28 protein-coding genes are annotated in these 25,424 nt (G+C 63.6%); 24 read left to right on the forward strand and 4 right to left on the reverse strand.

The window, feature by feature from the left end:
* The 4 genes from AC07NT_RS00005 to AC07NT_RS00020 form a co-directional block, all read left to right on the forward strand.
* On the forward strand, positions 1 to 998 hold a 998-nt coding region (locus AC07NT_RS00005; protein WP_498642658.1), incomplete at its 5' end, for a flagellin.
* Between the two features lie 237 nt (positions 999 to 1,235).
* Entirely contained in the window at positions 1,236 to 2,609 is a 1,374-nt protein-coding gene (fliD, locus tag AC07NT_RS00010) for a flagellar filament capping protein FliD (protein ID WP_498598468.1), read from the forward strand.
* Between the two features lie 79 nt (positions 2,610 to 2,688).
* Entirely contained in the window at positions 2,689 to 3,102 is a 414-nt protein-coding gene (gene fliS / locus AC07NT_RS00015) for a flagellar export chaperone FliS (RefSeq protein WP_498598467.1), read from the forward strand.
* Between the two features lie 2 nt (positions 3,103 to 3,104).
* Entirely contained in the window at positions 3,105 to 3,407 is a 303-nt protein-coding gene (locus AC07NT_RS00020; RefSeq protein WP_498598466.1) for a flagellar protein FliT, read from the forward strand.
* A 28-nt stretch (positions 3,408 to 3,435) separates the two neighbouring features.
* On the opposite strand, the gene fliE is transcribed toward AC07NT_RS00020, so the two are convergent.
* On the reverse strand, positions 3,436 to 3,750 hold the full coding sequence (gene fliE / locus AC07NT_RS00025; protein WP_498598465.1) for a flagellar hook-basal body complex protein FliE: 315 nt from the start codon (positions 3,748 to 3,750) through the stop codon (positions 3,436 to 3,438).
* A 172-nt stretch (positions 3,751 to 3,922) separates the two neighbouring features.
* Here fliE and fliF point away from each other — a divergent pair, with 172 nt between their 5' ends.
* The 13 genes from fliF (at position 3,923) to fliR (ending at position 14,929) form a co-directional block, all read left to right on the forward strand.
* A complete protein-coding gene (gene fliF, locus AC07NT_RS00030; RefSeq protein ID WP_498598464.1) occupies positions 3,923 to 5,614 on the forward strand; it encodes a flagellar basal-body MS-ring/collar protein FliF in 1,692 nt (563 codons plus the stop codon).
* Positions 5,615 to 5,616: 2 nt separating this feature from the next.
* On the forward strand, positions 5,617 to 6,618 hold the full coding sequence (fliG, locus tag AC07NT_RS00035; protein WP_498598463.1) for a flagellar motor switch protein FliG: 1,002 nt from the start codon (positions 5,617 to 5,619) through the stop codon (positions 6,616 to 6,618).
* Positions 6,619 to 6,641: 23 nt separating this feature from the next.
* Positions 6,642 to 7,331, forward strand: a complete 690-nt coding sequence (locus tag AC07NT_RS00040) for a FliH/SctL family protein (protein WP_498598462.1) — start codon at positions 6,642 to 6,644, stop codon at positions 7,329 to 7,331.
* The gene (fliI, locus tag AC07NT_RS00045) at positions 7,324 to 8,742 is read left to right on the forward strand and encodes a flagellar protein export ATPase FliI (protein ID WP_498598523.1); all 1,419 of its coding nucleotides are present in this window, start codon (positions 7,324 to 7,326) and stop codon (positions 8,740 to 8,742) included. Before AC07NT_RS00040 ends, fliI begins: the two co-directional genes overlap by 8 nt.
* Positions 8,743 to 8,773: 31 nt before the next feature.
* Positions 8,774 to 9,250: a flagellar export protein FliJ gene (gene fliJ / locus AC07NT_RS00050; RefSeq protein WP_498598461.1), complete on the forward strand. Its 477-nt coding sequence runs from the start codon at positions 8,774 to 8,776 to the stop codon at positions 9,248 to 9,250.
* Entirely contained in the window at positions 9,247 to 10,461 is a 1,215-nt protein-coding gene (locus AC07NT_RS00055) for a flagellar hook-length control protein FliK (RefSeq protein ID WP_498598460.1), read from the forward strand. Before fliJ ends, AC07NT_RS00055 begins: the two co-directional genes overlap by 4 nt.
* 172 nt (positions 10,462 to 10,633) lie before the next feature.
* Positions 10,634 to 11,194 carry a flagellar basal body-associated FliL family protein gene (locus tag AC07NT_RS00060; RefSeq protein WP_498598459.1) on the forward strand — a complete coding sequence of 187 codons (561 nt, stop codon included), beginning with the start codon at positions 10,634 to 10,636 and terminating at the stop codon, positions 11,192 to 11,194.
* Positions 11,195 to 11,215: 21 nt separating this feature from the next.
* Positions 11,216 to 12,220, forward strand: a complete 1,005-nt coding sequence (fliM, locus tag AC07NT_RS00065) for a flagellar motor switch protein FliM (RefSeq protein WP_498598458.1) — start codon at positions 11,216 to 11,218, stop codon at positions 12,218 to 12,220.
* Positions 12,210 to 12,641: a flagellar motor switch protein FliN gene (fliN, locus tag AC07NT_RS00070; RefSeq protein ID WP_498598457.1), complete on the forward strand. Its 432-nt coding sequence runs from the start codon at positions 12,210 to 12,212 to the stop codon at positions 12,639 to 12,641. The genes fliM and fliN overlap by 11 nt, the downstream gene beginning before the upstream one ends.
* Before the next feature lie 97 nt (positions 12,642 to 12,738).
* On the forward strand, positions 12,739 to 13,062 hold the full coding sequence (locus tag AC07NT_RS00075; RefSeq protein ID WP_498598456.1) for a FliO/MopB family protein: 324 nt from the start codon (positions 12,739 to 12,741) through the stop codon (positions 13,060 to 13,062).
* Entirely contained in the window at positions 13,062 to 13,862 is an 801-nt protein-coding gene (gene fliP, locus AC07NT_RS00080; protein WP_498598455.1) for a flagellar type III secretion system pore protein FliP, read from the forward strand. Before AC07NT_RS00075 ends, fliP begins: the two co-directional genes overlap by 1 nt.
* Before the next feature lie 9 nt (positions 13,863 to 13,871).
* Positions 13,872 to 14,141 (forward strand): flagellar biosynthesis protein FliQ, encoded by a 270-nt coding sequence (gene fliQ, locus AC07NT_RS00085; protein WP_498598454.1) that lies wholly within the window; start codon positions 13,872 to 13,874, stop codon positions 14,139 to 14,141.
* Positions 14,142 to 14,161: 20 nt separating this feature from the next.
* Positions 14,162 to 14,929, forward strand: coding sequence for a flagellar biosynthetic protein FliR (fliR, locus tag AC07NT_RS00090; protein ID WP_498598453.1), 768 nt, complete (start codon positions 14,162 to 14,164; stop codon positions 14,927 to 14,929).
* 9 nt (positions 14,930 to 14,938) lie between these two features.
* Here fliR and AC07NT_RS00095 read toward each other — a convergent pair whose 3' ends face one another.
* Together AC07NT_RS00095 and AC07NT_RS00100 are read right to left on the reverse strand one after the other, a co-directional pair.
* Positions 14,939 to 15,568, reverse strand: a complete 630-nt coding sequence (locus AC07NT_RS00095) for a response regulator (RefSeq protein ID WP_498598452.1) — start codon at positions 15,566 to 15,568, stop codon at positions 14,939 to 14,941.
* Complete coding sequence (locus AC07NT_RS00100) at positions 15,565 to 16,668, reverse strand: hybrid sensor histidine kinase/response regulator (RefSeq protein ID WP_498598451.1); 1,104 nt, start codon at positions 16,666 to 16,668, stop codon at positions 15,565 to 15,567. Before AC07NT_RS00100 ends, AC07NT_RS00095 begins: the two co-directional genes overlap by 4 nt.
* Before the next feature lie 185 nt (positions 16,669 to 16,853).
* On the opposite strand from AC07NT_RS00100, the gene AC07NT_RS00105 reads away from it, so the two are divergent.
* From AC07NT_RS00105 to AC07NT_RS00135, 7 genes are read left to right on the forward strand one after another with little or no spacing between them, the layout of a single operon-like run.
* Positions 16,854 to 17,300 (forward strand): hypothetical protein, encoded by a 447-nt coding sequence (locus AC07NT_RS00105; protein ID WP_498598450.1) that lies wholly within the window; start codon positions 16,854 to 16,856, stop codon positions 17,298 to 17,300.
* Positions 17,301 to 17,348: 48 nt separating this feature from the next.
* Positions 17,349 to 17,711 carry a response regulator gene (locus AC07NT_RS00110; protein WP_498598449.1) on the forward strand — a complete coding sequence of 121 codons (363 nt, stop codon included), beginning with the start codon at positions 17,349 to 17,351 and terminating at the stop codon, positions 17,709 to 17,711.
* 47 nt (positions 17,712 to 17,758) lie between these two features.
* Positions 17,759 to 19,876 carry a chemotaxis protein CheW gene (locus tag AC07NT_RS00115; protein WP_498598448.1) on the forward strand — a complete coding sequence of 706 codons (2,118 nt, stop codon included), beginning with the start codon at positions 17,759 to 17,761 and terminating at the stop codon, positions 19,874 to 19,876.
* 22 nt (positions 19,877 to 19,898) lie between these two features.
* The gene (locus AC07NT_RS00120) at positions 19,899 to 20,384 is read left to right on the forward strand and encodes a chemotaxis protein CheW (protein WP_498598447.1); all 486 of its coding nucleotides are present in this window, start codon (positions 19,899 to 19,901) and stop codon (positions 20,382 to 20,384) included.
* A gap of 45 nt (positions 20,385 to 20,429) precedes the next feature.
* Positions 20,430 to 21,323 carry a CheR family methyltransferase gene (locus tag AC07NT_RS00125; RefSeq protein WP_498598446.1) on the forward strand — a complete coding sequence of 298 codons (894 nt, stop codon included), beginning with the start codon at positions 20,430 to 20,432 and terminating at the stop codon, positions 21,321 to 21,323.
* Between the two features lie 56 nt (positions 21,324 to 21,379).
* Positions 21,380 to 22,072, forward strand: coding sequence for a chemoreceptor glutamine deamidase CheD (gene cheD / locus AC07NT_RS00130; protein ID WP_498598445.1), 693 nt, complete (start codon positions 21,380 to 21,382; stop codon positions 22,070 to 22,072).
* 10 nt (positions 22,073 to 22,082) lie between these two features.
* A complete protein-coding gene (locus AC07NT_RS00135) occupies positions 22,083 to 23,177 on the forward strand; it encodes a protein-glutamate methylesterase/protein-glutamine glutaminase (RefSeq protein ID WP_498598444.1) in 1,095 nt (364 codons plus the stop codon).
* 12 nt (positions 23,178 to 23,189) lie between these two features.
* On the opposite strand, the gene AC07NT_RS00140 is transcribed toward AC07NT_RS00135, so the two are convergent.
* Positions 23,190 to 25,061 carry an ATP-binding cassette domain-containing protein gene (locus AC07NT_RS00140; RefSeq protein ID WP_498598443.1) on the reverse strand — a complete coding sequence of 624 codons (1,872 nt, stop codon included), beginning with the start codon at positions 25,059 to 25,061 and terminating at the stop codon, positions 23,190 to 23,192.
* Positions 25,062 to 25,424: the final 363 nt, after the last annotated feature.

A 25,424-nucleotide genomic window follows, 5' to 3' on the forward strand; every position in this document is an offset into this window, starting at 1 on the left:
GCAACAACCAGGCCATCAACTCGGTAGCCGCCATGAGCATGGCCGCCACCGGCGCGGCCTGGGGCGCCAACGGCATCACGGCCGAGACGGTCACCATCAACGGTGCGGCCGGCAGCGCAGCAATTGCCATCGCAGCCAATGACACGGCCAAGACGGTCGTGACCGCCATCAACCAGCAAGCCACCGTCACGGGCGTGACCGCCGATGCCCAGACCGATGTGCAGCTGACTTTCAGCGCCACCGGCGCCTACACCCTGAACCTGCGCTCGGACAACAGCACGGCCGAAGCCATCACCTTCAGCCTGACCTCGGCCAACACCCCCGGTGGCCTTTCCAGCGCGATCTCGGCCTTCAACGACAAGGCGGCCAAGACCGGTGTGGTGGCCAGCATGAACTCCGCGGGCACGGGCGTGATCCTGACCAACAGCTCGGGCGAGGACATCCTGGTGTCCGACACGGCGGTGCAGAACGGCGGTAACGTGACGGTGAACAAGATGAAGGCGGACAGCGCCGGTGCGCTGGCTTCGGTGGGCGCAGTCACGCTGACGGCCAACACCACGGCAGAAAATGCCCTGATGAGCGGTTACATCACCTTGGATTCGAACAAGTCCTTCGTGCTGAGCCACGCCACCACCGTGGCGGCTTCGTCCGCGTACTTCGGTATCGACACCTCCTCGACCCTGCACAAGGTGGCGGACCTGGACGTGACGACGGTGATCAAGGCCAACGATGCGATCAAGACGGTGGACTCGGCACTGGCCTTTGTCAGCGGCGAACGCGCCAAGCTGGGTGCCCTGCAGTCGCGGTTTGAGTCGACCATCAACAACCTGAACATCTCGTCCGAGAACCTGACCTCTTCGCGCAGCCGCATCATGGATGCCGACTTCGCGGCCGAAACCGCCGCCCTGTCGCGCGCCCAGATCCTGCAGCAGGCCGGCACCGCGATGATCGCCCAGGCCAACCAGCTGCCCCAGGGTGTGCTGCGTCTGTTGCAGTAATAAAAGAAGAGCAAGGGCTCACGTAGGAACAGACGCAAGAGCCCCGCCCTTCCAGGCTGGCGCCGAATTCGGCGCCAGCCTTTTCTTTTGGGCGATAGGTCTCAAGTTCCACCATTTCCCGCCGATAACCGAGAGAAGCGGAAATATGGTCTTTTCTCCCCCTTGATCAAGCTGACAGGGAGGGGGTAGAGGCCGATAATTCCGGAGTACTGCCGGTCAAACCGGCTAGGAGTCAATATGGCTACGATTTCATCGCTTGGCATCGGCACCAATGGACTGGATGTCCGAAGCATTGTCTCGCAGCTCGTCGAGCTGGAGAAGAAGCCGCTTGACAAGCTCAAGGTCGACGCCGCGGCCACCCAGACCAAGATCACCACCTTTGGCCAGATCAAGTCCATGGTCTCGTCCCTGCAGGACGCGGTGGGCAAGCTCACCAGCGTGACGGGCTGGAATGCGGTGACCGCAACCTCTTCGGCCAAGGATTACGTGAGCGCCAGCGCGATCGGGGGCACCCAGTCCACGAGCTTCAGCGTGGAAGTGCAGAGTCTGGCCCAGGCGCGGGCCACGGCCTCCCAGTCCCTGACCGCCGGCGCGGCGCTGGGGGAAGGCACGCTGACCCTGACGGTGGACGGTACGGCCGTGGACATCGAGGTCAGCGCAACCGACACGATGTCGGACATCGCCAGCAAGATCAATGGTTCCAGCGCGGGCGTGACGGCCACCATCCTGACCGATAGCACGGGTGAGCGCCTGCTGCTGAGCAGCAAGGCGACCGGCCTGGACGGTGCCTTCACACTGGGCGTGAGCGATATCGATGGCAATGATGCCGATGACCTGGGTCTGTCGCGTCTGCTCTTCGGCACCACGGAAACCAAGGCGGCGGCCGATGCGGAGGCCACGATCAACGGCATACCGGTGACCTCTTCGACCAACACCTTCGCCAATGTGGTCTCGGGTGTGACGCTCACCGTGAGCAAGGAGACGGAGGTGGGCAAGCCGGTGACGATCACCGTGGCCCCTGACAACTCGGCGGTTGAAACCAATATCAAAGCCTTTGTGAAGGCTTACAACGACATCAACGGCGTGCTCAACGAGGCGACCAAGTACGACGAGGCCAAGGGCGTGGGCGCCCTGTTGCAAGGCGACAGCACCACGCTGTCCTTGCAAAGTGCCCTGCGCGCGGCGGTGCAGTCATTGACCAGCGGCGGGACCTACAGCCGCCTGAGCGACATCGGCATCAGCGCGCAGCGCGGGGGTGATCTGGAGATCAATTCGACCAAGCTTTCCGCCGCCCTGGCGAAGCCGGACGCCCTCAAGACCCTGTTCAGCAGCACGGGCACGGGAGACGCCCAGGGCATAGCCGTGCGCATCAAGAGCCTGACGACGGCCCTGCTGGCGAGTGATGGCTTCTTCTCGCGCAAGGACGACAGCCTGAACCGCATGCTGGACGAAAACGCCAAGGACCAGGACCGCGTGAACGACAAGGCCAGCCGTATCGAGACGCAGCTGAACCGCAAGTACAGCGCCCTGGATACGCAGATGGCCAGCCTGAATGCGCTGAACACCTACATCACGCAGCAAATTAGCCAGTGGAACAAGTCTTCCAATTGAGATCGGTGGACTTCACTTTTCACCCCATCGGGCCGATATAGAGTCAGGACGAAAAAAACTGACCGAGGACGGATACCCCATGTACCAGACTGCCAGCCGCCCCCGTGCCGATGCCTACCGCCGCATTGGTGTCGAGACCAGCATGCATACCATCGATCAGCACCAGATCATCGTGCTGCTGTACGAAGGGCTGCTACAGGAAATCACACGCGCACGTGGCGCCCTGGCGCGCCAGGACGTGCCGGGCAAATGCGATGCCATCACGCGCTCGCTGCGCATCCTGGAGGAAGGCCTGATGACCGGGCTGAATCTGGAGGAAGGCGGCGAGATTGCCCAGAATCTGAATGCGCTCTACGACTACTGCGTGCACCAGCTGGTGCTGGCCAATGCCAAGAACGATGACGCTTTGCTGCAAGAGGTACACACGCTGATCGAGTCTGTGGCCGAGGGCTGGAAGGCCATCAAGCAGCAGAGCGGCGGAGCCGGGAGCTGACCATGCCACAGATGCTGATCGACTACTACAAGGCCATCGAGGACAGCAGCTCCAAGATGCTGGAGGCGGCCCGGGTCAAGGACCTGGAATCCGTGATGCGCTACGAAGGTGTGTGCGCCGTGCTGATCGAGCAGCTGCGCTACCGCTCACGCGAGGAAGAGCTGCGACCCGAAGAGCGCAGCGAGAAGACGCGCATCATGCAGCGCATCCTGCGCAACGACGCCGAGATCCGCAACCTGACCGAACCCTGGCTCACCCATCTGGAGGAGATCCTGGACGGCGGCGGCAAGCGCGTGCTGCACTGAGGGCGTGCCAGACCAGGACGGCAAGTCTTCAGACTTGCATGTTCATGATGTCCGTATAGGCCTGAACCATGCGGTTGCGCACGTGTAGCGTGGCCTGGAAGCCGATCTGGGCTTTCTGGATGGCCACCATGGTCTCTTCCAGGCTGACCTTGGGGTTTTCCATCTGGACTTGCTTCTGCAGGGTGGTGGCGAAGTTCTGCGCTTCGCTGACGGATTTCAGCGCCGACTGCATCTCGGCCTGAAAGCCCTTGGCGGCCACACCGGCTTGCGCGGCGCCGGCTTTGGCGGCCATGCCGGGGCGCACCGTGACCGGCATGGTGGTTGGGGTCAGACGTAAATCCATAAGGCAGTCCCGAAGGAATGATGTTGGGACTGATGCTAGTCCTGCTGCCGACCGCCATTATTTTGAAATGGCGGGCAAATCAGTGCCTTTTCCCCCTAATGTTTTGGGGGGCAGCCAGAATAATCCGATGCACAGGCGCTGAAAACCGCGCCAGGATGCACCGGAAAACACCATGGCTGAAGTTGCTGCGATCCCCCTGAACCCCTCCCTGGGCCAACGCTTTGCGGCGCTGGACCAGGGGCAGATCATCCGTCTGGCCATGGGCGTGGTCCTGTTCGTGGTCATCGCCATCGTCGGCCTCATGATGGGGCGCCAGGCCGAATGGCGGGTGCTCTACGCCAATCTGTCGGACAAGGACGGCGGCGCCATCATTGCCCAGCTCTCGCAGCTGAACATTCCCTACAAGCATGCCGAGGGCGGTCACGCCATCCTGGTGCCGGCCGATAAGGTGCACGATACCCGTCTGCGCCTGGCCTCCCAGGGCCTGCCCAAGGGTTCGGTGGCCGGCTTCGAACTGATGGAGGCCAACCGTTTCGGTGTCACCCAGTTCCAGGAGCGCGTCAGTTTCCAGCGCGGGCTCGAGGGCGAGCTCACGCGCTCCATCCAGGCCCTGTCCTCGGTGCAGTCAGCGCGTGTGCACCTGGCCCTGCCCAACCAGAACGGCTTCTTCCGCGAGCAGCAGAAGCCTTCGGCCTCCGTGCTGCTCAGCCTGAATCCCGGCCGCCCGCTGGACCGCAGCCAGATCGCCGGCATCGTGCACCTCGTGTCGTCCAGCGTGCCCGAGATGAAACCCGAGGCGGTCAGCGTGCTGGACGATACTGGCAAGTTGCTGTCCCAGCCGACCAATGGCCCCGATGGCGCCGCCGGCGGCGTCGACGCGCAGCAACTGCAATATGTGCAGCAGCTCGAAACCCTCTATCGTCAGCGCATCCTCGATATCCTGGAGCCCGTGGTGGGCCGCCAGAACGTCAAGGCCCAGGTCACGGCCGAGGTGGATTTCTCGCAGACCGAGCAGACCTCGGAGACGCACAAGCCCAACCAGACCCCCGATTCCGGCAGCATCCGCAGCCAGCAGTTGCTGGAGAGCAGCAGCCCCGGCCCGGCCGGCCCGGCCGGTGTGCCCGGTGCCACCAGCAACCAGCCCCCGGCGCCTTCCACTGCGCCCATCAACGGGCCGGCACAGGCGCTCGCGCCTGGCGCCCCGGGTGCCGCTGCGGCCGCGACGCCGCCCGCCACACGGCGTGAATCCATCATCAACTACGAGGTCGACAAGACCGTGCGCGTGGTGCGAGCCGGCAGCGGCATGGTCAAGCGCCTGAGCGCCGCGGTCGTGGTCAACCACAAGACCGAGACCGATGCCAAGGGCAAGACGACGACAACGCCCCTGACCGAGCAGCAGATCGAAAGAATGACGGCGCTGGTGCGTGAGACAATCGGTTTCAGCCAGGAAAGAGGTGACTCCGTGAACCTCATGAACGCCCCGTTTGCCCAGGAAAAGATCGCCATTCCGGATCTGCCCCTGTGGAAGCAGCCTGAACTGCAGGAGCTGGCGCGCAGCTTTGCGTGGCCGCTGGGCACCCTGTTGCTGGCCGTGCTGGTGCTCTTTGGTGTCATCCGTCCCGCCCTCAAGTCCCTGAGCAAACCCTCCGAGCAGCGCCGTCCGCAGCTCGACGCCATGCTGTCGGAAGAGCCGGACCGTCCGCAACTTGCTGCGCCGACCCGGGAAGAAGTGGGCCCCACACCGGGCGAACTGGCCCTGGAGGATGCACGCAAGCTCACCCGCGACAACCCGGCCGCCGTGGCCGGCATCGTCAAGGGGTGGATCAACGGTGAAGGTCAGGGCGGCGCCCTGACGGCGGGATAACCATGGCGACACCGGACGACGGTCTGCAGGACGCCGCGGTCCTCCTCATGTCCCTGGGGGAGGAGGAGGCGGCCGAGGTCTTCAAGCATCTGTCACCGAAAGAGGTGCAGAAGCTGGGTGAGGCCATTGCCAAGACCAAGTCCATCACGCGCGAGCGCGTCGACGATGTGGTGACCAAGTTCACCAACATCGCAGCTGCGCAAAGCCTGCTGGTGTCCGATTCCGGTGACTATGTGCGCTCGGTGCTCAAGCGCGCTCTGGGCGACGACAAGGCGGCCCTGCTGATCGATCGCATCCTGCAGGGCGGCGACGTCTCGGGCATCGAAAGCCTGAAGTGGATGGACCCGATGTCGGTGGCCGAGCTGCTGCGCAACGAACACCCGCAGATCGTGGCGGCCATCCTGGTGCACCTGGACTACGACCAGTCGGCGGACATCCTCAAGCACCTGACCGAACGCCAGCGCAACGAGGTCATGCTGCGCATCGCCACCATGGAGGGCATCCAGCCCAACGCGCTCAAGGACCTCAACGAGGTGCTGTTCAAGGTGCTGGCCGGCGGCGACAAGATCCGCAAGGCCTCGCTGGGCGGCATCAAGACCGCAGCCGAGATGATCAACCTGATGGGCACGGTCATCGAAGGCACGGTGCTCGAATCGATCCGCGGCCACGACCCGGAACTGGCGCAGAAGATCATGGACAAGATGTTCGTGTTCGACGACGTGATGAAACTCGACGACAAGGCCATCCAGATGCTGCTCAAAGAAGTGGCGTCCGAGTCGCTCATCGTCGCGCTCAAGGGGGCCCAGCCCGAGCTCAAGGAGAAGTTCCTCTCCAACATGTCCTCGCGTGCAGCCGAAACGCTGCGCGAAGACCTGGAGTCGCGCGGGCCGATGCGCCTGTCCGAGGTGGAGGGACAGCAGAAGGAAATCCTCAAGATCGTGCGGCGCCTGGCCGACGAAGGCCAGATCGTCATCGGCGGCGGCGCCGACGATGCCATGGTCTGAAACCGCCCATCCGAGACCGAGCCATGCGCCCCATCACCCGTTTCATCCCCGGCGAAGACATCGATGCCGTGTCGCGCTGGAATTTCAACGATATCGATGCCGCTGCCATGCTGCTGGAGCAGCAGAGCCGCGAGCGGGAGCTCAACGAACAGATCGCCTCCGTGCGCCAGCAGTTCCACGCCGAAGGTTATGCCGACGGTTTCAAGCAGGGCCGTGCGCAGACCCTGTTGGAAGCGCAGAAACAGATCAGCGACTACATCGCCCAGCAGGGCCGCGAGACCGCCGAGCAGTTTGGCAGCCTGATCGAGTCCGCCAGGACCCAGCTGGAGGGCGCCGAGCAGATGGCCGGCCAGGCCGTGCTGGAGCTGGCGTGTGAGTTGGCGCGCCAGGTGTTGCGCCACGAGATTGCGAGCAACCCCAATGTGTTGCTGCCGGTGATCCGCGAGGCGCTGGGCATGCTGTTCTCCGACAGCCGGGCGGTGCAGATCAAGCTCCATCCGCTAGACCTGGACGTGCTGCAGGACATCCTGAGCGAGGAATACCCTAACCTGCCGCTGACGCTGCAGCCCGATGCGTCCATCACACGCGGCGGCTGCCTGGTCGAATCCGGCGGTACCGTGATCGATGGCCGACTGGAAAAACGCTGGGCCCGCGCTGTTGGCCGGCTGGGACAGAACCTGGTCTGGGAGGAGGTTCCCGGTGACGATGCCTGAACCCGGCGCACGCTGGCAACAATTTCTGGACAGTGCCCGCCAGCAAGCCGCTGCGCCACAGAGCACGCTGGAAGCCGGCGGTACGCTCACGCGCCTGGCCGGGCTTGTGCTGGAAGCTGTGGGCATACGCGCGCCGGTGGGTTCGCAGTGCTTGATCAGCCAGGGGGCACAGCCGCCCGTGCTGGCCGAGGTGGTGGGTTTTTCCGGCGACCGCGCCTTCCTGATGCCCGCGGGTGATGTACAGGGGTTGTCCAGCGGGGCCAGCGTGGTGCCCACGGCGCCTTATGTGGCCACGCCCCGCCTGGGCGATGCCACGCAGGTGCAGGTCGCGAGTTATGCCCAGGGCCAGCTGCGCCTGCCGTTGGGCCCGGGCCTGCTGGGCCGTGTGGTTGACGCCCACGGCGAACCGCTGGACCGGCGCGGGCCTGTCGTGAACGTGGTGTCACGTCCGTTGGACCGTACACCCATCAACGCCATGGACCGCGCACCGATACGCGAATCGCTGGATACCGGGGTGCGTTCCATCAACGCCCTGCTCAGCGTGGGCCGTGGCCAGCGCCTGGGCCTGTTCGCTGGCGCAGGTGTGGGCAAGAGTGTGTTGCTGGGCATGATGGCCCGCTATACCAAGGCCGACGTCATCGTGGTCGGCCTGATCGGCGAACGGGGCCGCGAAGTCAAGGAATTCATCGAGGACATCCTGGGCGAAGAGGGGCGTGCCCGCTCCGTCGTGGTGGCCGCACCGGCCGATTCGCCGCCCTTGCTGCGCATGCAGGCGGCCTCCTATGCCACCGGTGTGGCCGAATACTTCCGCGACCAGGGGCAGCACGTGCTGCTTCTCATGGATTCCCTCACGCGGTACGCCATGGCGCAGCGCGAGATCGCGCTGGCCGTGGGCGAGCCGCCCGCGACCAAAGGCTATCCGCCGTCCTGTTTCGCTCGCCTGCCGCAGCTGGTGGAGCGCAGCGGCAATGGTCTCAACGGCGTGGGCTCGATCACCGCTTTTTATACCGTGCTGACCGAAGGCGACGACCAGCAGGATCCGATCGCCGACGCGGCGCGCGCCATCCTGGACGGCCACATCGTGCTGACCCGTGCACTGGCCGAGGCAGGTCATTACCCGGCCATCGACATCGCGCAGTCGGCCTCGCGCGTGATGCACAACGTGGTCTCGCGCGAACATTTCGAACTGGCGCGCCAGTTCCGCGCTATCGCCTCGCGTTACGAGCGCGGTCGCGACCTGGTGCAGATCGGTGCCTATGTGCACGGTTCCGATCCGGCGCTGGACGAGGCCATCCGCCTGCATGAGCCCATGAGCGACTTCCTGCGTCAGGACATGTATGCCGGCGCCGGCTTCGAGGAAAGCCTCAAAGCCATGGCATCCACCATCCAGCGTGAAGAGGCCTTCCCATGAAGGCCCGCACTGAAGCATACGGGAGCCAGCCATGTCAGCGCTGAAGAGTCTGGCCCTGGCCATCGAAGTGGCCACGCGTGCGCGTGACCAGGCCGACCAAGCCCTGATGCAGATACGCCGCGCCGCGCAGCAGGCGCAGGCCCAGATGGACCAGCTCGAGAGCTACGCCGCCGATACCGAATCACGCTGGGCGACCGCGAATGCGGTCACCGTGAGCGCCGAATTGATGCAGCACCAGCAGCATTTTCTGCAGCGCTTGCACCAGGCCATGGGTCTGCAGAGTGGTGTGATGGCCGATCTGCAGCTCCAGGTCGAGTCCGCCCGGCAGCGCCGTGTGAAGGAAGAGGTGCGCCTGGCTGCCCTGCAGCAACTGGTGAAGAAAAAGCTCAGCGCGCGCGCGCAGCTCGAAGCCAAGCGCGAGCAGAAGCAGATGGATGAACTGGCCATCCTCAAATACGCCCGCGGCGCCGGCGGTGCCGGTGGCCTCTTGAATGGAGAACGATCATGAGCATAGAACACGGTGTGACGGCTGGCGCCCCCAAGTCGGCGGCCAAGACGACCCAGACCGGGGCCCACGGGCATGGTGCCGGCAAGGCCCAGGCCTCGACCCCGGGGGACTTCGCCTCGCTGCTGCTGAGTCTGGGTGCCGAAGAACTGGTGTTGCAGGAGCCGGGGTCCGATGCGACGATCGTCGCGACCGAGCTGGCCGTCGATCCGGCGGCGCTGCCGGTGGATGCGAGCCTGGCGGTTCCGGTCCCGCTGCCGACGGTGCCTGCCGTCGTGGCGGAAGCGCCGTCCCAGGAGCCCACCAGTCCGGACCTCAAGCTTCCCATGGTTGGCGAAGCGACCGCGACCCTGCCGTCCGTAGCGGCGGCGCGTACCGAACCGCGCACGTCTCAGACAGAGGAGCAGCCGGCGGTGGCCGAGGTGCTCTCTCGGCCCGCCGACGCGGCCGCCATTGCAGCTGTGCCGGCCGATGAGGTGCAGCCCCTGTTGCATCAGGCTGCATTGGCTCAGCGCATGGCGCAGCACAGGAGCCACGCGGCGGAGCTGGCAGTGCAAACCGGCAAGAAACAAGGTGGTGAAGACCTGGCGGCACGGCTCGGCTGGCGCATCAGCGAGCAGCTCGCGCCCGTGAGCGCCCCGCTGCTGGCCGCAGGGCTGGGCGAATCGGGCCTGCGACCTTTCGAGCGTCGGGGTGAGAAAAATGGCCCGCGCATTGGGGGTGGGGGCGAGGCTGGGAGCTGGAGCGGCGTCGCCCAGCCGGATGGCGCTCGTCTGGACGTTCCGGCCGTGGCGCCTGATGGCGGGCTGACGACGGAGATGCGTGTGGCCGAACAGGTCAGCTACTGGATAGGCCGTGGGGCACAGAACGCCGAGCTCGAGGTGGAGGGGCTGGGCGAAGGCCCGGTCAAGGTCAGCATCGAGATGCAAGGCCAGGAGGCGCGAGTCGAATTCCGCGCCGACCAGGCGCAGACACGTCAGGTGCTGCAGGATTCCATGCCGCATCTGCGTGAACTGCTGGAGCGAGAAGGTTTGGTGCTCTCGGGCATGTCGATTGGAAGTTCGGGTGCCGGTGGTGGCCAGGGCCAGTCCTCCGAGGACCGGCCGGGCCAACGCCAGGGCCGGGCCGCCCTGTCTGAATTGCCGGTGGCAGCGCGGGCGTCAGCCAATCGCGCGGCGCCGCTGTCGGGTCGGTCCGTGGACCTGTTTGTGTAGTGTGTTCCGCCATCGAGCCCAGCCGGCCGGATTGGCATGGTTTTTTACCCTTAATCGGGGTATCGTAGACAGAGATGTCGAGAATAATTTGACGAACGTGCGGGTCCATGTGCCCGCGCGGTGTGCGGTGTCATGCCGTTATGAAACAAGCAATGTTGTAGAGGACTAGATCGTGGCCACGAAAACCCCCGATGCCGAAGCCGAAGCCGCACCGCCGTCCAAGAGCAAGAAGACGCTCTTGCTGGTGGTGGTGGCCTTGGTTGTGCTGGCGCTGGCCGGGGCAGGGGGCTGGATGTTCCTCAGCAAGAAGCACGCCGCCGAGCTGGACGACGAGGAGGAGGAAGAGGTTGTCGCGGTGGTCGAATCCACCGGGCCTCCGACCTATCTGCCCCTGGACAACATGGTGGTCAACCTGGCCGACCCCGGTGGCGAGCGCGTGGCACAGATCGGTATCACCCTGGAGTTGACGGGTGTCCTGGAAGTTGAAAAGGTCAAGGCCTACCTGCCCACCATCCGCAGCGATGTGCTTCTGCTGGTGTCGCAGCGCACGGCGGACGAGCTGCTGAGCCGCGAAGGCAAGGAAAAGCTGGCAGAGGATGTCCTGGCCGCGTCCTCCCGGCACTTCAACAAGGCCGCCACGCCGGCAGCCAAGAAGGACAAGAAAGCGGCCAAGGGCAGTGGTAATGGCAACCCCGTGCGGGGCGTGCTGTTCTCGAGTTTTATCGTGCAATGAGCAGGCAAGGATGCGAACGCCATGAGTGAATCGTTTCTTTCGCAGGAAGAAGTCGATGCCCTTCTGGAAGGGGTCACCGGCGAGAGCCAGAAGGCGGTTGAGGAAGTTGCCGAGGCCGGGGAGATCCGCTCGTACAACATGTCGAGCCAGGAGCGGATCGTCCGCGGCCGCATGCCGACGATGGAAATCGTCAACGAGCGTTTCGCCCGCAATCTGCGCATCGGCTTGTTCAACTTCATCCGCCGCAGCCCCGAGATCTCGGTGGGCCCGGTGCAGGTGCAGCGTTACAGTGCCTTCCTGCGCGAGCTGGCCGTGCCGACCAACTTCAACATCATGGCCATCCGCCCGCTGCGCGGCAGCGGCCTGATCGTCTGCGAGCCGGCGCTGGTGTTCGGCGTGATCGACACCCTTTACGGCGGCATTGGCAAGTTCCAGACCCGCATCGAGGGGCGCGATTTCTCCGCCACCGAGCAGCGTGTGATCAACCGCCTGATCGACGTGATCAGCGAGGAGTACAAGAAGGCCTGGCGGGGCATCTACCCGCTGGAGCTGGAGTACCAGCGCAGCGAGATGCAGCCGCAGTTCGCCAACATCGCCACACCCAGCGAGATCGTGATTTCCACCTCTTTCCAGCTGGAAATCGCCGAGATCACCGGCTCCATCCATTTCTGCATGCCGTACGCGACGATGGAGCCCATCCGCGACGTGCTGTATTCATCCACCCAGGGCGACTCGATCGAAGTCGACCGTCGCTGGGTCACTGTGCTGACGCGCGAAATCCAGGCCGCCGAGGTGACCCTGGTGGCCGAGCTGGCCCGGGCTGACGCGACGGTGGAGGAGCTGCTGGCCATGAAGCCCGGCGACTTCATCGAGCTGGAGCGCCAGCCCAGGATCGAGGCCTCGGTCGACGGTGTACCAGTGTTCGAATGCCAGTACGGCACGCACAATGCCAAGTACGCCATCCGCGTTGACAAATGCCTGCGCGGCAATGACACCAATTGGTTAGGGGAACGCTATGGCAGTTGACGACAAACCGGATCAGAAGCCCGAAGACGACGGCATGGCCGATTGGGCCGAGGCTCTGCAGGAACAGAAGAGCACCGACAAGGGCCCGGAAGTCGAGCCTGGCGGTGTGCTCAGCGGTGGGGCCGCGCGCCCCTTCTCCGCTGGCGATGCCCCGGCGTCCGACATCAACATGGTCCTGGACATCCCGGTCCAGCTGTCGGTGGAACTCGGTCGTACCAAGGTGCCAATCAAACACATCCTGCAACTGGGCCAGGGTTCGGTGGTCGAGCTCGACGCCATGGCGGGCGAGCCGATGGATGTGCTGGTCAACGGCTACCTGATTGCCCAGGGCGAGGTGGTGGTGGTCAACGACAAGTTCGGTATCCGCCTCACTGACGTGGTCACTCCTTCCGAGCGTTTGCGCCGTATCAGCCGGGGTTGAGAGGCCGCGAGCAGGCTCTGAGGCTCGGCAGCAACTGTTCCGGGTTCAGGCCGCTTTTTTCCGCGATCATCCGGCGGCCTTGACTTAAACTGCGGGCATGACGCAAACCATCGTCTCGGTCGTTCTTTTCCTGATCGTTCTGGCCTTGCTGCCTCTGGCCATACGCTGGTACCAGCAACGCGCTGCCGGCATCACTTCCCCCGCCACCGCGTCCCGCATCGTCTCGACCCTGGTCGTCGGCCCACAGCAAAGGGTGCTCACGGTCGAGGTCGGCCCTGAAGGCGCGCGCGTCTGGCTGGTGCTGGGTGTGACGGCGCAGAACATCAGCTGCCTGCACAGCATGCCGGTGGGTACGGCTGCACCGCGCGCCGCCGCTTTCGCCTCTGCTGGCGGCAAGCCCGATACCGGGGGATCGCCCTGATGCGCTGGACCGCCTTCAGCGGCTCACTGCGCACAGTGACCAGCCTGATTGCCCCGCTGCTCCTGCTCCTGGCGCTACCGGTGCTGGCCCAGGAGAACGCGCCCCTGGCAGCGGCCCAGGTCAACACCACCCAGCTGCCCCTGATCGTGGGCAGTGATGCGTCGGGCACGAGTTACTCCGTGCCGATCCAGACCCTGCTGTTTTTCACGGCCCTGTCCTTCCTGCCGGCCATCCTGCTGATGATGACGGGTTTCACACGCATCGTGATCGTGCTGTCCCTGCTGCGCCAGGCCCTGGGCACACAATCGGCACCACCCAACCAGGTTGTGGTCGGCCTGTCGCTGTTCCTGACCTTTTTTGTCATGGGGCCGACCTTCGACCGCATCTATGCGGACGCCTACCAGCCCTATGTGCAGAACGTCATCAGCTTCGATCAGGCCCTGCAGCGAGGGGAGGCGCCGATACGTCAGTTCATGTCCAAGCAGACACGCCAGTCCGACTTCGCGCTGTTCGTCAAGCTGGGCAAGCTCGATCCCTCGACCAAGATCGAGACGGCGCCCATGCGTGTGCTGATCCCGGCCTTCGTCACCAGCGAGCTCAAAACCGCCTTCCAGATCGGCTTCCTGATCTTCATTCCCTTCCTGGTGATCGACCTCGTGGTGGCCAGTGTGCTGATGTCGCTGGGCATGATGATGCTGTCGCCCGTATTGGTGGCCCTGCCGTTCAAGCTCATGCTGTTCGTGCTGGCTGACGGCTGGAACCTGTTGATCGGCTCGCTGGCGGCCAGTTTTGTTCCCTAGGAGGCGCCCATGAATGCACAAATGGTCTTGACCATCGGGCAGGAAGCGCTCATCACCATGCTGATGGTGTCAGCGCCTCTGCTGGGGGTCGTGTTGCTGGTGGGCCTGCTGGTCAGCCTGTTCCAGGCCATCACGCAAATCCACGAGGCCACGCTGGCCTTCGTGCCCAAGCTGATCGCGGCCATGGCCGTGTTCGCCTGGGCTGGCCCCTGGATGCTCAACATCCTTGTCGAGTACATCCGACGCACCATCGAGGCGATACCCAGCATCGCGCTCTGAGTGGATCTGGGCTGCGCGACATGATCACCTTCAGCGAAGCCCAGATCATGGCCTGGCTCTCGCCGTTCCTGTGGCCTTTTCTGCGCGTGCTGGCGGTCTTCACCTCGGCCCCGATCTTCTCTACGCGAGCCTTCCCGGTACGCGCCCGTATCGGCCTGGCCCTGCTGGTCACCCTGGCCTGCCAGGCCTCCCTGCCGCCTATGCCGGTGATCGACCTCAACAGCCCGGTGGCCCTGGGGGTGGTGATCCAGCAGGTGGGCATCGGCCTGGCCATCGGCTTCGTCGTGCGCCTGGTGTTTGCCGCCTTCGAATTGGCTGGCGAGGTGGTGGGTTTCCAGATGGGCCTGAACTTCGCAGCCTTTTTCGACCCGGCACTCAACACCCAGGCCAGTGCCGTGGCACGCTTTTTCGGCTACATGGCCTCGCTGCTCTTCGTGGTGCTCAACGGCCACCTGATGGTGCTGATGGCCGTGACGCGCAGTTTCGAGGTGTTCCCGGTGACGCAGAACTTCCTGGAGGCCCTGCGCCTGATGCAGCTGTACACCCTGGGCGGCGAATTGTTTGCCAATGCCCTGTGGATCGCGCTGCCCATGCTGGCCCTGCTGCTGTTCACCAATCTGGCGTTGGGCATCATCTCGCGCGTAGCGCCGCAGATGAACATCTATGCGGTCGGTTTTCCGATCACGCTGAGCGTGGGGCTGGTAGGCATGGCGGCCACCCTGCCCATGCTGGACCGGCCCTTTCAGTCCCTGCTGGAGCGGGCCATCGAGATTTTCACCGGGCGCTAGCGCACTGTCTCATACCAGTCCGTTGCGGATGGCGTAGACGGTGAGTTCGGCGTTGTTCGAGAGCTTGAGTTTTTCCAGTACGCGCGAACGGTAGACACTCACCGTCTTGGGGCTGAGCATCAGTTCCTCGGCAATATCGGACAGGCGCTTGCCCGAGGCGATCTTGAGCAGGGTCTGCAACTCGCGTTCAGAGAGCGCATCATGCAGCGCCTCGCTGGTTGGCGTGGACAGGTTGTCCACCAGCATCTGCGCCACGCTGGGGGTAACGTACTTGCGGCCCTGGGCGATGGTGCGCACCGCCTCGATCAGCTCGGCCGGATTGCCGGCCTTGTTCAGATAACCCTGGGCGCCGGCGCGCAGGCAGCGTATGGCGTACTGGTCTTCGGGGAACATGGACACCACCAGCACCTTGGTGGGAGAGTCCGCTTCGCGCAGCGAAGCCAGCACTTCCAGACCGCCGCGGCCTGGCAGGTTCAGATCCAGGACCAGGATGTCACAGGGGGTCGAGCGCAGCAGCTCGCGCACTTCCGAATAGCTGCCCGCTTCACCGACGACCTTGATGTCGACCGCTTCGGACAGGGTGTCGCGGATGCCACGCCTCACGACAGCATGGTCATCACAAAGTATCACTCGAATCATCGCACCTGGCCTTTTGCATCTTTTGTCAGGGGGACCGACAGCGTTATGGACGTGCCGGCGCCTTCGCGGCTGCTCACGTCCAGCCAGCCACCCACGGTGCGCGCCCGCTCCTGCAGACCCTTGAGCCCGAAGGCCTTGGGCTTGTTGCGCTCCGGCGGCTGGATACCCTGCCCATTGTCGGTGATCTCCAGAGTCAATACACCTTCGGCGTCAGACAGCTCGAGCCGTACCTCGCTGCAGCGTGCATGTTTGGAGATATTGGTCAGGGCTTCCTGGGCCGTCCGGTAGGCGGTGAGCTGGATGGACTTGGAGAGCGCAGGCTGCTGGCGCACGGTGGCGCGTACCTGGGTGCGGATGCCCGTGCGGCGCTCGAACTCGCCGGCGAGCCAGTCGACGGCCGCTTCCAGTCCCTGGTCCAGGATGGCTGGGCGCAGGTTCATCATGATGCGCTGGCTGGCGCCGACCGCGTGCTGCAACATGCCGGTGGCTGCCTGTACATGGGCCAGGGTATCGGCGTCGGCATGGTGGCGGCTGATCCAGGACAGGTCGAACTGGATCGCGGCAAGCGAGCCGCCGATGTCGTCATGGATCTCGCGCGCAATCGCCGCGCGCTCCTGCTCGATCGACATCTGCAGATGCTCGGCAAAACGCGCCAGGCGCTGTTCCGAAGCTGCCAGTTCCTCGACGGCATGCTCGCGCTCGCGCTTGGCCTGCTGCACTTCGATGGCACGCTGGATCACGTGCGCCAGCTTGCCCAGGTCGTCCTTGAGCAGGTAGTCGCTCATGCCCAGCTTGATGGCGTCCACCGCGGCGGTTTCGCCGATCGCACCTGATAGCAGGATGAAAGGCGGAGGGGCAGGAACCGTCAGCAGGGCCTGCCAGGCATCCAGGGCGGTGAAGCCGGGCAGGCGATAGTCGGCCAGTACGGCATCGAAACGGCTGTCTTGCAGTCTGCGCACGAAGTCGTCCAGGCTCTCGACGCGCTCGAGCGCGCAGGGCATGCCGGCGCGGCGCAAGGTCTGCCGCACGATTTCGTGATCCAGTTCCGAATCCTCGAGGTGCAGGATGCGTAGGGGGGCTGGGTTGGCTTCTGGCTGCATGCGATAGACGATATGATGAAAAACGCCCGGCGGGGGTGCCGGGGAGGTGGCCTGAACGCCCCAAATATTGACGAATTCCCTCCCATTTCTGCGGAATCCTGCTACTCTATATCCAGGAAAATTCTAATGCTGGACTTACTGGAGCGGTGAATCATCTAGCGTCCTGATGTCTGACCGGAATGACCATGCAAGCCCCCAACACCCTGCCTGCGGAACAGCCCGCCGTGCAACTGCCGGTCATGCTGGTGGCCGAGGTCCAGGACTCGCTCCTGGTGGTGGTGCACGACTTGGCCCGGCTCGATGGTCTGCTGGCCCACACCATGGACAACCTGATGCAGCGCTTCACCAAGGCCATCAGCGGGCTGGACGACCCGTCCACTGCCGATCTGGCCATGCTCGAAGACGTGCGCAATGTGCTGCGTTCGGCTGTGACCGAACTGCAATTCCAGGACATGGCCTCGCAACTCATAGTACATACTTCCAAGGTGCTGCAGGGCTGCGCCTATCGCCTGGCTTCCGAGTCCATGGGGCAGGAAGACGGTGAGGCCGTGCCTTTTGTCGAGGAAGTGCCCGAGCGCCCCAATCCGGTGACGCAGGACGAGATGGACGCCGGCTCGATCGAACTGTTTTGAATTGTTGAACGTGAATACCCACAGACCCCATTTCTCCGGAGCTCCGACATGCCACTGATACTTGCTGTTGACGATTCGCCCTCGATGCGCAAGATGGTCTCATTCACCCTGGCAGGAGCAGGCTACCAGGTGGTCGAGGCCGTCGACGGCCAGGACGCCTATGAAAAAGCCCAGGCCCAGACCTTCGACCTGGTGCTGACCGACCAGAACATGCCGCGCATGGACGGCCTGGGGCTGACGCGCAAGCTGCGCGAGCACCCCAATTTCAAGACCACGCCCATCCTGATGCTCACCACCGAGTCGAGCGACCTGATGAAGCAGGCCGGCCGTGCTGCCGGTGCTACCGGCTGGCTGGTCAAGCCCTTCGATCCGGCGCGCCTGCTCGAGGTCATCAAGAAAGTCATCAAGTAATAAACGATTCCGCCAGTGCTCAGGCGGAATCACAACAGGAGATAGGCATGACCGAGGGACATCAGGACAGTGGCGGCGGTGATTCGCTGGATCTGAGCCAGTTCTATCAGATCTTCTTCGAGGAAGCGGGTGAGAACCTGGATCTCATGGAGCAGATGCTGCTCAATCTGAATCTGGAAACCGCAGACGACGAGGAGCTCAACGGCATCTTCCGCTGCGCGCATTCCGTCAAGGGTGGCGCTGCCACCTTCGGTTTCAGCGATGTGGCCGAGCTGACGCACCAGATGGAGTCCCTGCTGGACAAGCTGCGCCGTCACGAATTGCAGCCCAATCCCATGATGGTGGACGTGCTGCTCGAATCCGCCGACGCCTCGCGCGTGCTGCTTGCTCGACACCAGACGGGCGAGACGGGTGAGCCGCCTTCCAATGCCGACCTGGTGCGCCGCATCAGCGAACTGGCGGCGGGTGGCATGCCGGCAGCCCCGGCACCCGCCCCGGTCGTGGCTGCGCCGGTGCCGGCCCCTGTCGCTGCGGCGCCCGCAGCCGCTCCCGCCCCGGCGGGCTCCCGTCAGCTGGAAATCCGCATGGGCCCGCTGGACCGACTGGACCAGGTGGATGGCATCAAGGACCTGTTCCGTGACATCGTCGGCTTGGGCTCGGTCACCGAGGTGAGCAGCGACCGCGCGGACACCCGGGTGTTCCACGCCACGACGTCGTCCAGCAACGAGGATCTGCTCGATCTCTTCGCTTTCCATGTATCGCGCGAGCAGGTCAAGATCAGTGAGATGGCCGCCCCCGCCGCGGCGAGCTGGACGGACCGTCCCGATCCGCCGCCCGGAGCCCCGGTCGCACCCGCGCCTGGTTTCGGCTTTTTCGAAGGATCGCCAGGCCTGCCCCAGGGCCATCCTGCGGCCGCTGCCACCGAGGTGGCGGAGGCCAAGCCGGGCGCCAGCAAGACCGGCGCGGCCAAGCCAGCGGCCAGCCAAGTGACGGCCCAACCCGAAGCGGCCACCATCCGCGTTGCCATCAACAAGGTGGACCAACTGATCAATCTGGTGGGAGAGCTGGTCATTACCCAGGCCATGCTGGCCCAGAACAGCCGCGCGCTGGATCCGTCGGCCAACCAGCAGTTGCTGGCGGGGCTGGCTGACTTGGACCGCAACACGCGAGACTTGCAGGAATCGGTGATGTCGATCCGGATGATCCCGATGTCCATCGTGTTCAGCCGCTTCCCGCGCATGCTGCGCGATCTCGCCACCAAGCTGGGCAAGAAGGTCGAATTCGTGACCCAGGGCGAGGCCACCGAGCTCGACAAGGGCTTGGTCGAGAAGATCACCGACCCGTTGACTCACCTGGTGCGCAACAGTTGTGACCACGGCATCGAGATGCCGGCCGACCGGATCGCCGCGGGCAAACCCGAGACCGGCACCATCACTTTGTCGGCCGCCCACCAGGGGGGCTCCATCGTGATCGAGGTGCGCGACGACGGCCGCGGCCTCAACCGCGAGAAGATCCTGAAGAAAGCGCGCGAGCGCGGGCTGGATGTTTCCGACCAGATGACCGACGGAGATGTCTGGCAACTGATCTTCGCACCGGGGTTCTCGACAGCTGAGGTCGTGACCGACGTTTCCGGCCGCGGTGTCGGCATGGACGTGGTCAAGAAAAACATCGCCGCGCTGAACGGCACGGTCGAAATCGACTCTTCCGAAGGGTATGGCATGCGGGTCTCGGTCCGTCTGCCCTTAACGCTGGCCATCATGGACGGCATGTCGGTGGGTGTGGGCGACGAGGTCTACATCCTCCCGCTGTCATCCGTCGTCGAATCCTTCCAGGTCAAGGATGACGCGGTCAACACCGTGGCCCAGGGCTCGCGCCTGGTCAAGGTGCGTGACGAATATATGCCCGTGATCGAGCTGGAGAAGGTGTTCCAGGTGCCGCGTTATGACGGCGGCAAGTCGAGCGACATCATGGTGGTCGTGGAGGCCGAAGGCAGCCGCGTGGCGCTGCTGGTGGACGAGCTTCTGGGCCAACAGCAGGTGGTGGTGAAAAACCTCGAGAGTAACTATCGCAAGGTTCCGAACGTTTCGGGCGCCACCATCCTGGGTGATGGCAAGGTGGCCCTGATCCTGGATACCAGCGCCCTGGTGCGGCGCTCGCGTCATTGAGTCATCGCAAGGAGTAGTCGATATGAATCAGGTGGCAGAAGATGGGAATGTGGTGGCGAGGCCGCGCGAATACCTGACGTTCAGGCTGGATCAGGAAGAGTACGGCATCGATATCCTGAAAGTGCAGGAAATTCGCGGCTACGAAAAGCCGACGCGCATCGCCAATGCGCCCGACTTCATCAAGGGCGTAGTCAATCTGCGCGGCACCATCGTGCCCATCATTGACATGCGCCTGAAGTTCAACTGCGCCAAGGCGGAGTACAACAGCTTCACTGTGGTCATCATCCTGAACCTTCACAACCGCATTGTCGGTATCGTGGTGGATTCCGTCAGTGATGTGATGGAGCTTGCGCCTGAGAATCTCAAGGCTGCGCCGGAAATTGACAGTTCGATCGACAGCTCGGCGGTGGTCGGTCTCGGCTCGGTCGGGGATCGCATGCTGATCCTGCTTGATATCGAGAAGCTGATGTCCAGCGTGGACATGGGCTTGGTCTCGGTCGAGGCCTGATTTTCGTCGCTTTCCTGCGACCTTTGAGCCCAAGTCATCCAATCTATGCTGTCAACGGACAAAGCGGCCAGGACTTCAAAGGCGGGCGCGGACAGGGATGGGTCGGCAGAAATTGCCGGGGGTGATGTGCAGGCCAGGGAGTTCAGCTGGACCCAGGCCGACTTCGCCCGTGTCCAGTCCCTGATTTACCAGCGTGCCGGCATCAGCCTGCACGACGGCAAACACGCCATGGTCTACAGCCGCTTGTCGCGCCGATTGCGTGATACCGGTTATCAGAGTTTCCGCGACTATCTGGGCTGGCTCGAATCCCATGACGGGCCCGAATGGCAGGAGTTCGTCAATGCCTTGACGACCAACCTCACGTCTTTTTTCCGCGAGCAGCATCACTTCGAAATCCTGGCCGAGCACCTGAAATCCCGTCCATCCACCACGGCCTGGCGCGTCTGGTGCAATGCGGCCTCGACCGGCGAAGAGCCCTACTCCCTCATCATGACCGCGCTGGATGCGTTGGGCCCCCAGGCCAACTTCAAGCTGTGGGCCAGCGACATCGACTCCAAGGTGCTGGCGACTGCCGCGCGGGGCGTTTACCGGCAGGATTCCATCAAAGGTGTCGACGTGGCCAAGCTGCAGCGTTTTTTCCTGCGCGGCAAGGGCAGCAATGAAGGGTTTCTGCGCATCAAGCCGGAGTTGCAGCGTCTGGTCGAATTTCTGAGTGTCAACCTGATCCGCGACGACTGGCCCTTCCGTGAACCTTTTGACGTCGTGTTTTGTCGCAACGTCATGATCTATTTCGATGGACCGACCCAGCGCAGTGTCCTGGAACGCATCCATCGCGTGATGAAGCCGGGCGGGCTGCTGTTCGTGGGCCATTCCGAAAACTTCAACGAGTCGCGCGATCTTTTTGTATTGCGTGGAAAGACGGTGTATGAACGCCGCTGACCGATGCTCTCCCCGACTTCGGGCCGCGCGCCTGCCTCGTCCCTGGCTGGAGCGGCATGAATCCCTCTGAGTCCTCTGTGTGGGCTGCGCCCCTGCGCCCGGTCACATCCGCTACCAAGGTGCTGGCAGGAGGGCGCGTTTCCCGGGTTGACGAATTGCGGGCGCAGGCGCGCAAGCCGGGTGAGGCTTCCTTCTTCTATGCCGATCATCATTTTCAGTACGACGCCGTCAAAGTGCTGCCCGGGGAATATTTCGTGTCCACTGATGATGTGCTCATCATGACCGTGCTGGGTTCGTGCATCGCAGCCTGCGTCTGGGATGGCAAGGCGCGCGTCGGAGGCATGAACCATTTCATGCTGCCCGAGGGGGAGGATGGTTCGGGGCGTTATGGTTCGTACGCCATGGAACTGCTGCTCAATGAGATGCTCAAGATGGGCGCCCGACGTGAAACCATGCAGGCCAAGGTGTTCGGGGGCGGGGCCGTTATGGCCGGCTTCACCACCATGAACGTGGGGGAGCGCAATACCAAGTTCGTGCTGGACTATCTGGCCACGGAACGTATCCCGGTGGTGTCGCAGGATGTGATGGATATCCATCCGCGCAAGGTGTGTTTTTTTCCGGTCACCGGCAAGGCCCTGGTCAAGCGCCTGGCCCATGCGCATCCCGAGGCCCTGGCGGTGGAGGAGCGCAAGGGCAACGCGGCGGCTGTGGCCAAGTCCACGGCGGGCGGCTCGGTGGATCTGTTCTAGGGGGGTGAGCTTGAGCAAGATTCGTGTGGTTGTGGTCGACGATTCTGCGCTGGTGCGCAGCCTGCTGGCCGAGATCATCAACCGTCAGCGTGATATGGAGTGCGTGGGCACTGCCAACGATCCCCTGATCGCGCGCGAAATGATTCGCGAACTCAATCCGGACGTGATCACGCTTGACGTGGAGATGCCGCGCATGGATGGCATTGAGTTCCTGGGGCGCCTGATGCGGCTGCGTCCCATGCCCGTGCTCATGATCTCCACGTTGACCGAGCGGGGCGCCGAGGTCACCATGCGCGCCCTGGAACTCGGCGCGGTCGACTTTGTTGCCAAGCCCCGCATCGGCTTGGCCGATGGCATCAAGGACTTGTCCGACCAGATCGTCGAAAAAATCCGGATTGCGGCTTCAGCGCATATTCGGCGCGCACCCAATCCCACGGTCAGCGTGACTGCCGCTACGGGTGCTGCCGGTACGCCCGCGAGCACGCTGCCCAGGCTCCTGGGACGTGTCTCCACCGAAAAACTGATTTGTATCGGATCCTCGACCGGAGGCACCGAGGCGGTCAAGGAAGTCCTGATCCGTATGCCCGCGGATTCGCCGGGCATCGTCATCACCCAGCACATGCCGCCCGGGTTCACGACCAGCTTTGCGGCCCGCCTGGATGGCTTGTGCCAGATCACGGTCAAAGAGGCTGTGAACGGCGAGCGTATCCTGCCTGGCCATGCCTACATCGCCCCCGGAGGGCGGCAGTTCCGGATCGATCGCAGCGGTGCCAACTATGTGGCGGTGGTCGAGGATGGCGAGCCGGTCAATCGGCACAAGCCTTCGGTCGAGGTGCTGTTCCATTCCTGCGCACAAGTGGTGGGCCCGAATGCCTTCGGCATCATGCTCACAGGCATGGGCAACGATGGTGCCAAAGCCATGCGCGAGATGAAGGATGCCGGCAGCTACAACTATGTGCAGGACGAAGCCAGTTGCGTCGTGTTCGGCATGCCGCGCGAGGCCATCGCCCATGGTGCGGCCGACGAAGTATTGCCGTTGACGGCCATCGCGCCAGCTTTGCTGGCGCGCTTGAGCAGCACTGGGAGTGACCGCTACCGCGTTTGATCTTCCGCGCGCTCAGGCGCGCGCCGACAAGGCTTCCCAGCGGGCCAGGGCAGCCATCAGTTCTGCTTCGATGGAGCCGTCTCGTTGGTACAGGGTGGCAGCTTGTTGCGGATCTCGGGTGTACAGGGTGCCGTCCGCCAGTTCCTGGCGCAGCTGTCCCTGCTCTCGTTCCAGGGCGTCAATCAGGTCCGGCAAGGCCTCCAGTTCCCGCTGCTCCTTGTAGGTCAGCTTGGCGCCACCTGGCGTGCGCGCCGCCGGGCTGGGCGGGGCGATCGGCGTTTCCTGTGGGGCGGCCGGCTCTGCGGCCGCGAGGATGGCCTGACTGCGCTTGGCCTGTATCAGCCAGTCGTCAACGCCGCCTTCATACTCACGCCATCGCCCATCGCCTTCATGCGCGATGATGCTGGTCACCACATTGTTCAGGAAGGTCCGATCGTGGCTGACGAGGAACACGGTCCCGGGATAGTCCTGCAGCAGCTCTTCGAGCAGGTCCAGCGTGTCGATGTCCAGGTCATTGGTTGGTTCGTCCAGCACCAGCACATTGGCGGGCCGGGCAAACAGGCGAGCCAGCAGCAGACGGTTGCGTTCTCCGCCGGAGAGGGAGCGCACGGGCGAGTTGGCCCGTGCCGGTGAAAACAGGAAATCGCCGAGATAGCTCTTCACGTGCTGGCGTTTGTTCCCGATTTCTATCCATTCGCTGCCGGGGCTGATGAAGTCTTCCAGCGTCGCGTCCAGATTGAGGGCGTTGCGCATCTGGTCAAAGTAGGCCACCTGCAGGTTCGCGCCTTGGCGCACCTGGCCGCTGTCGGCCTGCAGCTCGCCCAAGATCAATTTCAGCAAGGTGGTCTTGCCCGCGCCGTTTGCGCCGATGAGGCCGATCTTGTCGCCGCGCAGGATGGTGGCGCTGAAATCCCTGACCACGGTCCGGTCGCCAAAGGTTTTGCCCACCTCCGTCAGCTCGGCCACGAGCTTGCCGCTGCGTGCGCCGGCGGCAATGTCCATCTTGACGCTGCCCAGGGTATCGCGACGCGCGGCGTGCTGGGCGCGCAGTTGCTGCAGGCGGGTGATGCGGCTCTGGCTGCGAGTCCGGCGCGCCTCAACGCCCTTGCGCACCCAGACTTCCTCCTGTGCCAGCAGTTTGTCGGCCTTGGCGTTGACGATGGCCTCCTGTGCGAGCTGCTCTTCCTTCTGCACCAGGTAGGCGGCAAAGTTGCCTGGATAGGAGTTCAGATGACCGCGATCGAGTTCCACAATGCGCGTGGCCACGCGGTCGAGGAAGGTGCGATCGTGGGTGATCGTGACGATGCTGCCCTTGAACTCCAGCAGCAAATTTTCGAGCCACAGGATCGAGTCCAAATCGAGGTGGTTGGTGGGCTCGTCCAGCAACAGGACCTGAGGCTGTGCCACCAGCGCTTGTGCCAATGCCACCCGTTTACGGGTGCCCCCGGAGAGCGTCTTGATGAGAGCATCGGGCGCCAGATGCAGGCGATGCAAGGTTTCATTGACCCGTTGTTCCCAATTCCAGCCGTCCTGTGATTCGATGGCGTCTTGCAACTGATCCAGATCGCCCTCGCCACTGGTGTAGCGCTCGATCAATTCGATGACGTTATCCAGGCCGCTGCGCACGGCTGTGAATACCGATGCTTCGGGTTCCAGAACGGGTTCCTGGGCCACGTAGGTCAGTCGCAGCTTCTGCTGCAGTTGCAGGGTGCCGTCGTCGGCCTTCTCGAGGCCGGCGAGGATCTTGAGCAGCGAGGATTTGCCGGTGCCGTTGCGGCCAATCAGCCCCACTCGTTCGCCGGATTCGAGTGCAAAGTCTGCGTGATCGAGCAGGGCGACGTGGCCATAGGCCAATTGGGCATTGAGTAGGGTGAGCAGGGCCATAAGTGAGGGGGATTATCCCCGCTCGCATCGCGCTGGCGCCGTGCATCACCCCGGTCGGTCGGTCGATTGCCGAGCCTGAAAAAAGTTGTGCTATAGTTGCGGGCTTCGCTCTTGAAAAGAACGAAACGAGTGACAGCACTGGCCAATGGCCCCGCCTCGGTAACGTGGCGAATCACTCAAAAAATTCTGTCAATGTGTTGACGGGGTGGAAAAAATAGTGCTAGAATTCAAGGCTCAGCTGATCGCAGCTAAGCAAGCGCAGGACGGTAAAAGTTTTGCGGTGGTTCATTAAAAATATACAGCCGATAAGCGTGGGCGTTTGAAGGCGATTGCCAAGTTCTTCGGAACTAAGTGCAAGTCACT

This window comes from Hylemonella sp. GW821-FHT10B10 (assembly GCF_059415585.1).

Coding starts and splice junctions, on each gene's coding strand:
- fliN (WP_498598457.1), top strand. CDS start 12,210: ATGGCAGTTGACGACAAACCGGATCAGAAGCCCGAAGACGACGGCATG.
- fliM (WP_498598458.1), top strand. CDS start 11,216: ATGAGTGAATCGTTTCTTTCGCAGGAAGAAGTCGATGCCCTTCTGGAA.
- AC07NT_RS00095 (WP_498598452.1), bottom strand. CDS start 15,568: ATGATTCGAGTGATACTTTGTGATGACCATGCTGTCGTGAGGCGTGGC.
- AC07NT_RS00120 (WP_498598447.1), top strand. CDS start 19,899: ATGAATCAGGTGGCAGAAGATGGGAATGTGGTGGCGAGGCCGCGCGAA.
- fliQ (WP_498598454.1), top strand. CDS start 13,872: ATGAATGCACAAATGGTCTTGACCATCGGGCAGGAAGCGCTCATCACC.
- AC07NT_RS00105 (WP_498598450.1), top strand. CDS start 16,854: ATGCAAGCCCCCAACACCCTGCCTGCGGAACAGCCCGCCGTGCAACTG.
- cheD (WP_498598445.1), top strand. CDS start 21,380: ATGAATCCCTCTGAGTCCTCTGTGTGGGCTGCGCCCCTGCGCCCGGTC.
- fliI (WP_498598523.1), top strand. CDS start 7,324: ATGCCTGAACCCGGCGCACGCTGGCAACAATTTCTGGACAGTGCCCGC.
- AC07NT_RS00075 (WP_498598456.1), top strand. CDS start 12,739: ATGACGCAAACCATCGTCTCGGTCGTTCTTTTCCTGATCGTTCTGGCC.
- fliG (WP_498598463.1), top strand. CDS start 5,617: ATGGCGACACCGGACGACGGTCTGCAGGACGCCGCGGTCCTCCTCATG.
- AC07NT_RS00040 (WP_498598462.1), top strand. CDS start 6,642: ATGCGCCCCATCACCCGTTTCATCCCCGGCGAAGACATCGATGCCGTG.
- AC07NT_RS00115 (WP_498598448.1), top strand. CDS start 17,759: ATGACCGAGGGACATCAGGACAGTGGCGGCGGTGATTCGCTGGATCTG.
- fliE (WP_498598465.1), bottom strand. CDS start 3,750: ATGGATTTACGTCTGACCCCAACCACCATGCCGGTCACGGTGCGCCCC.
- AC07NT_RS00055 (WP_498598460.1), top strand. CDS start 9,247: ATGAGCATAGAACACGGTGTGACGGCTGGCGCCCCCAAGTCGGCGGCC.
- AC07NT_RS00140 (WP_498598443.1), bottom strand. CDS start 25,061: ATGGCCCTGCTCACCCTACTCAATGCCCAATTGGCCTATGGCCACGTC.
- fliJ (WP_498598461.1), top strand. CDS start 8,774: ATGTCAGCGCTGAAGAGTCTGGCCCTGGCCATCGAAGTGGCCACGCGT.
- fliP (WP_498598455.1), top strand. CDS start 13,062: ATGCGCTGGACCGCCTTCAGCGGCTCACTGCGCACAGTGACCAGCCTG.
- fliR (WP_498598453.1), top strand. CDS start 14,162: ATGATCACCTTCAGCGAAGCCCAGATCATGGCCTGGCTCTCGCCGTTC.
- AC07NT_RS00110 (WP_498598449.1), top strand. CDS start 17,349: ATGCCACTGATACTTGCTGTTGACGATTCGCCCTCGATGCGCAAGATG.
- fliD (WP_498598468.1), top strand. CDS start 1,236: ATGGCTACGATTTCATCGCTTGGCATCGGCACCAATGGACTGGATGTC.
- AC07NT_RS00020 (WP_498598466.1), top strand. CDS start 3,105: ATGCCACAGATGCTGATCGACTACTACAAGGCCATCGAGGACAGCAGC.
- fliF (WP_498598464.1), top strand. CDS start 3,923: ATGGCTGAAGTTGCTGCGATCCCCCTGAACCCCTCCCTGGGCCAACGC.
- fliS (WP_498598467.1), top strand. CDS start 2,689: ATGTACCAGACTGCCAGCCGCCCCCGTGCCGATGCCTACCGCCGCATT.
- AC07NT_RS00100 (WP_498598451.1), bottom strand. CDS start 16,668: ATGCAGCCAGAAGCCAACCCAGCCCCCCTACGCATCCTGCACCTCGAG.
- AC07NT_RS00125 (WP_498598446.1), top strand. CDS start 20,430: ATGCTGTCAACGGACAAAGCGGCCAGGACTTCAAAGGCGGGCGCGGAC.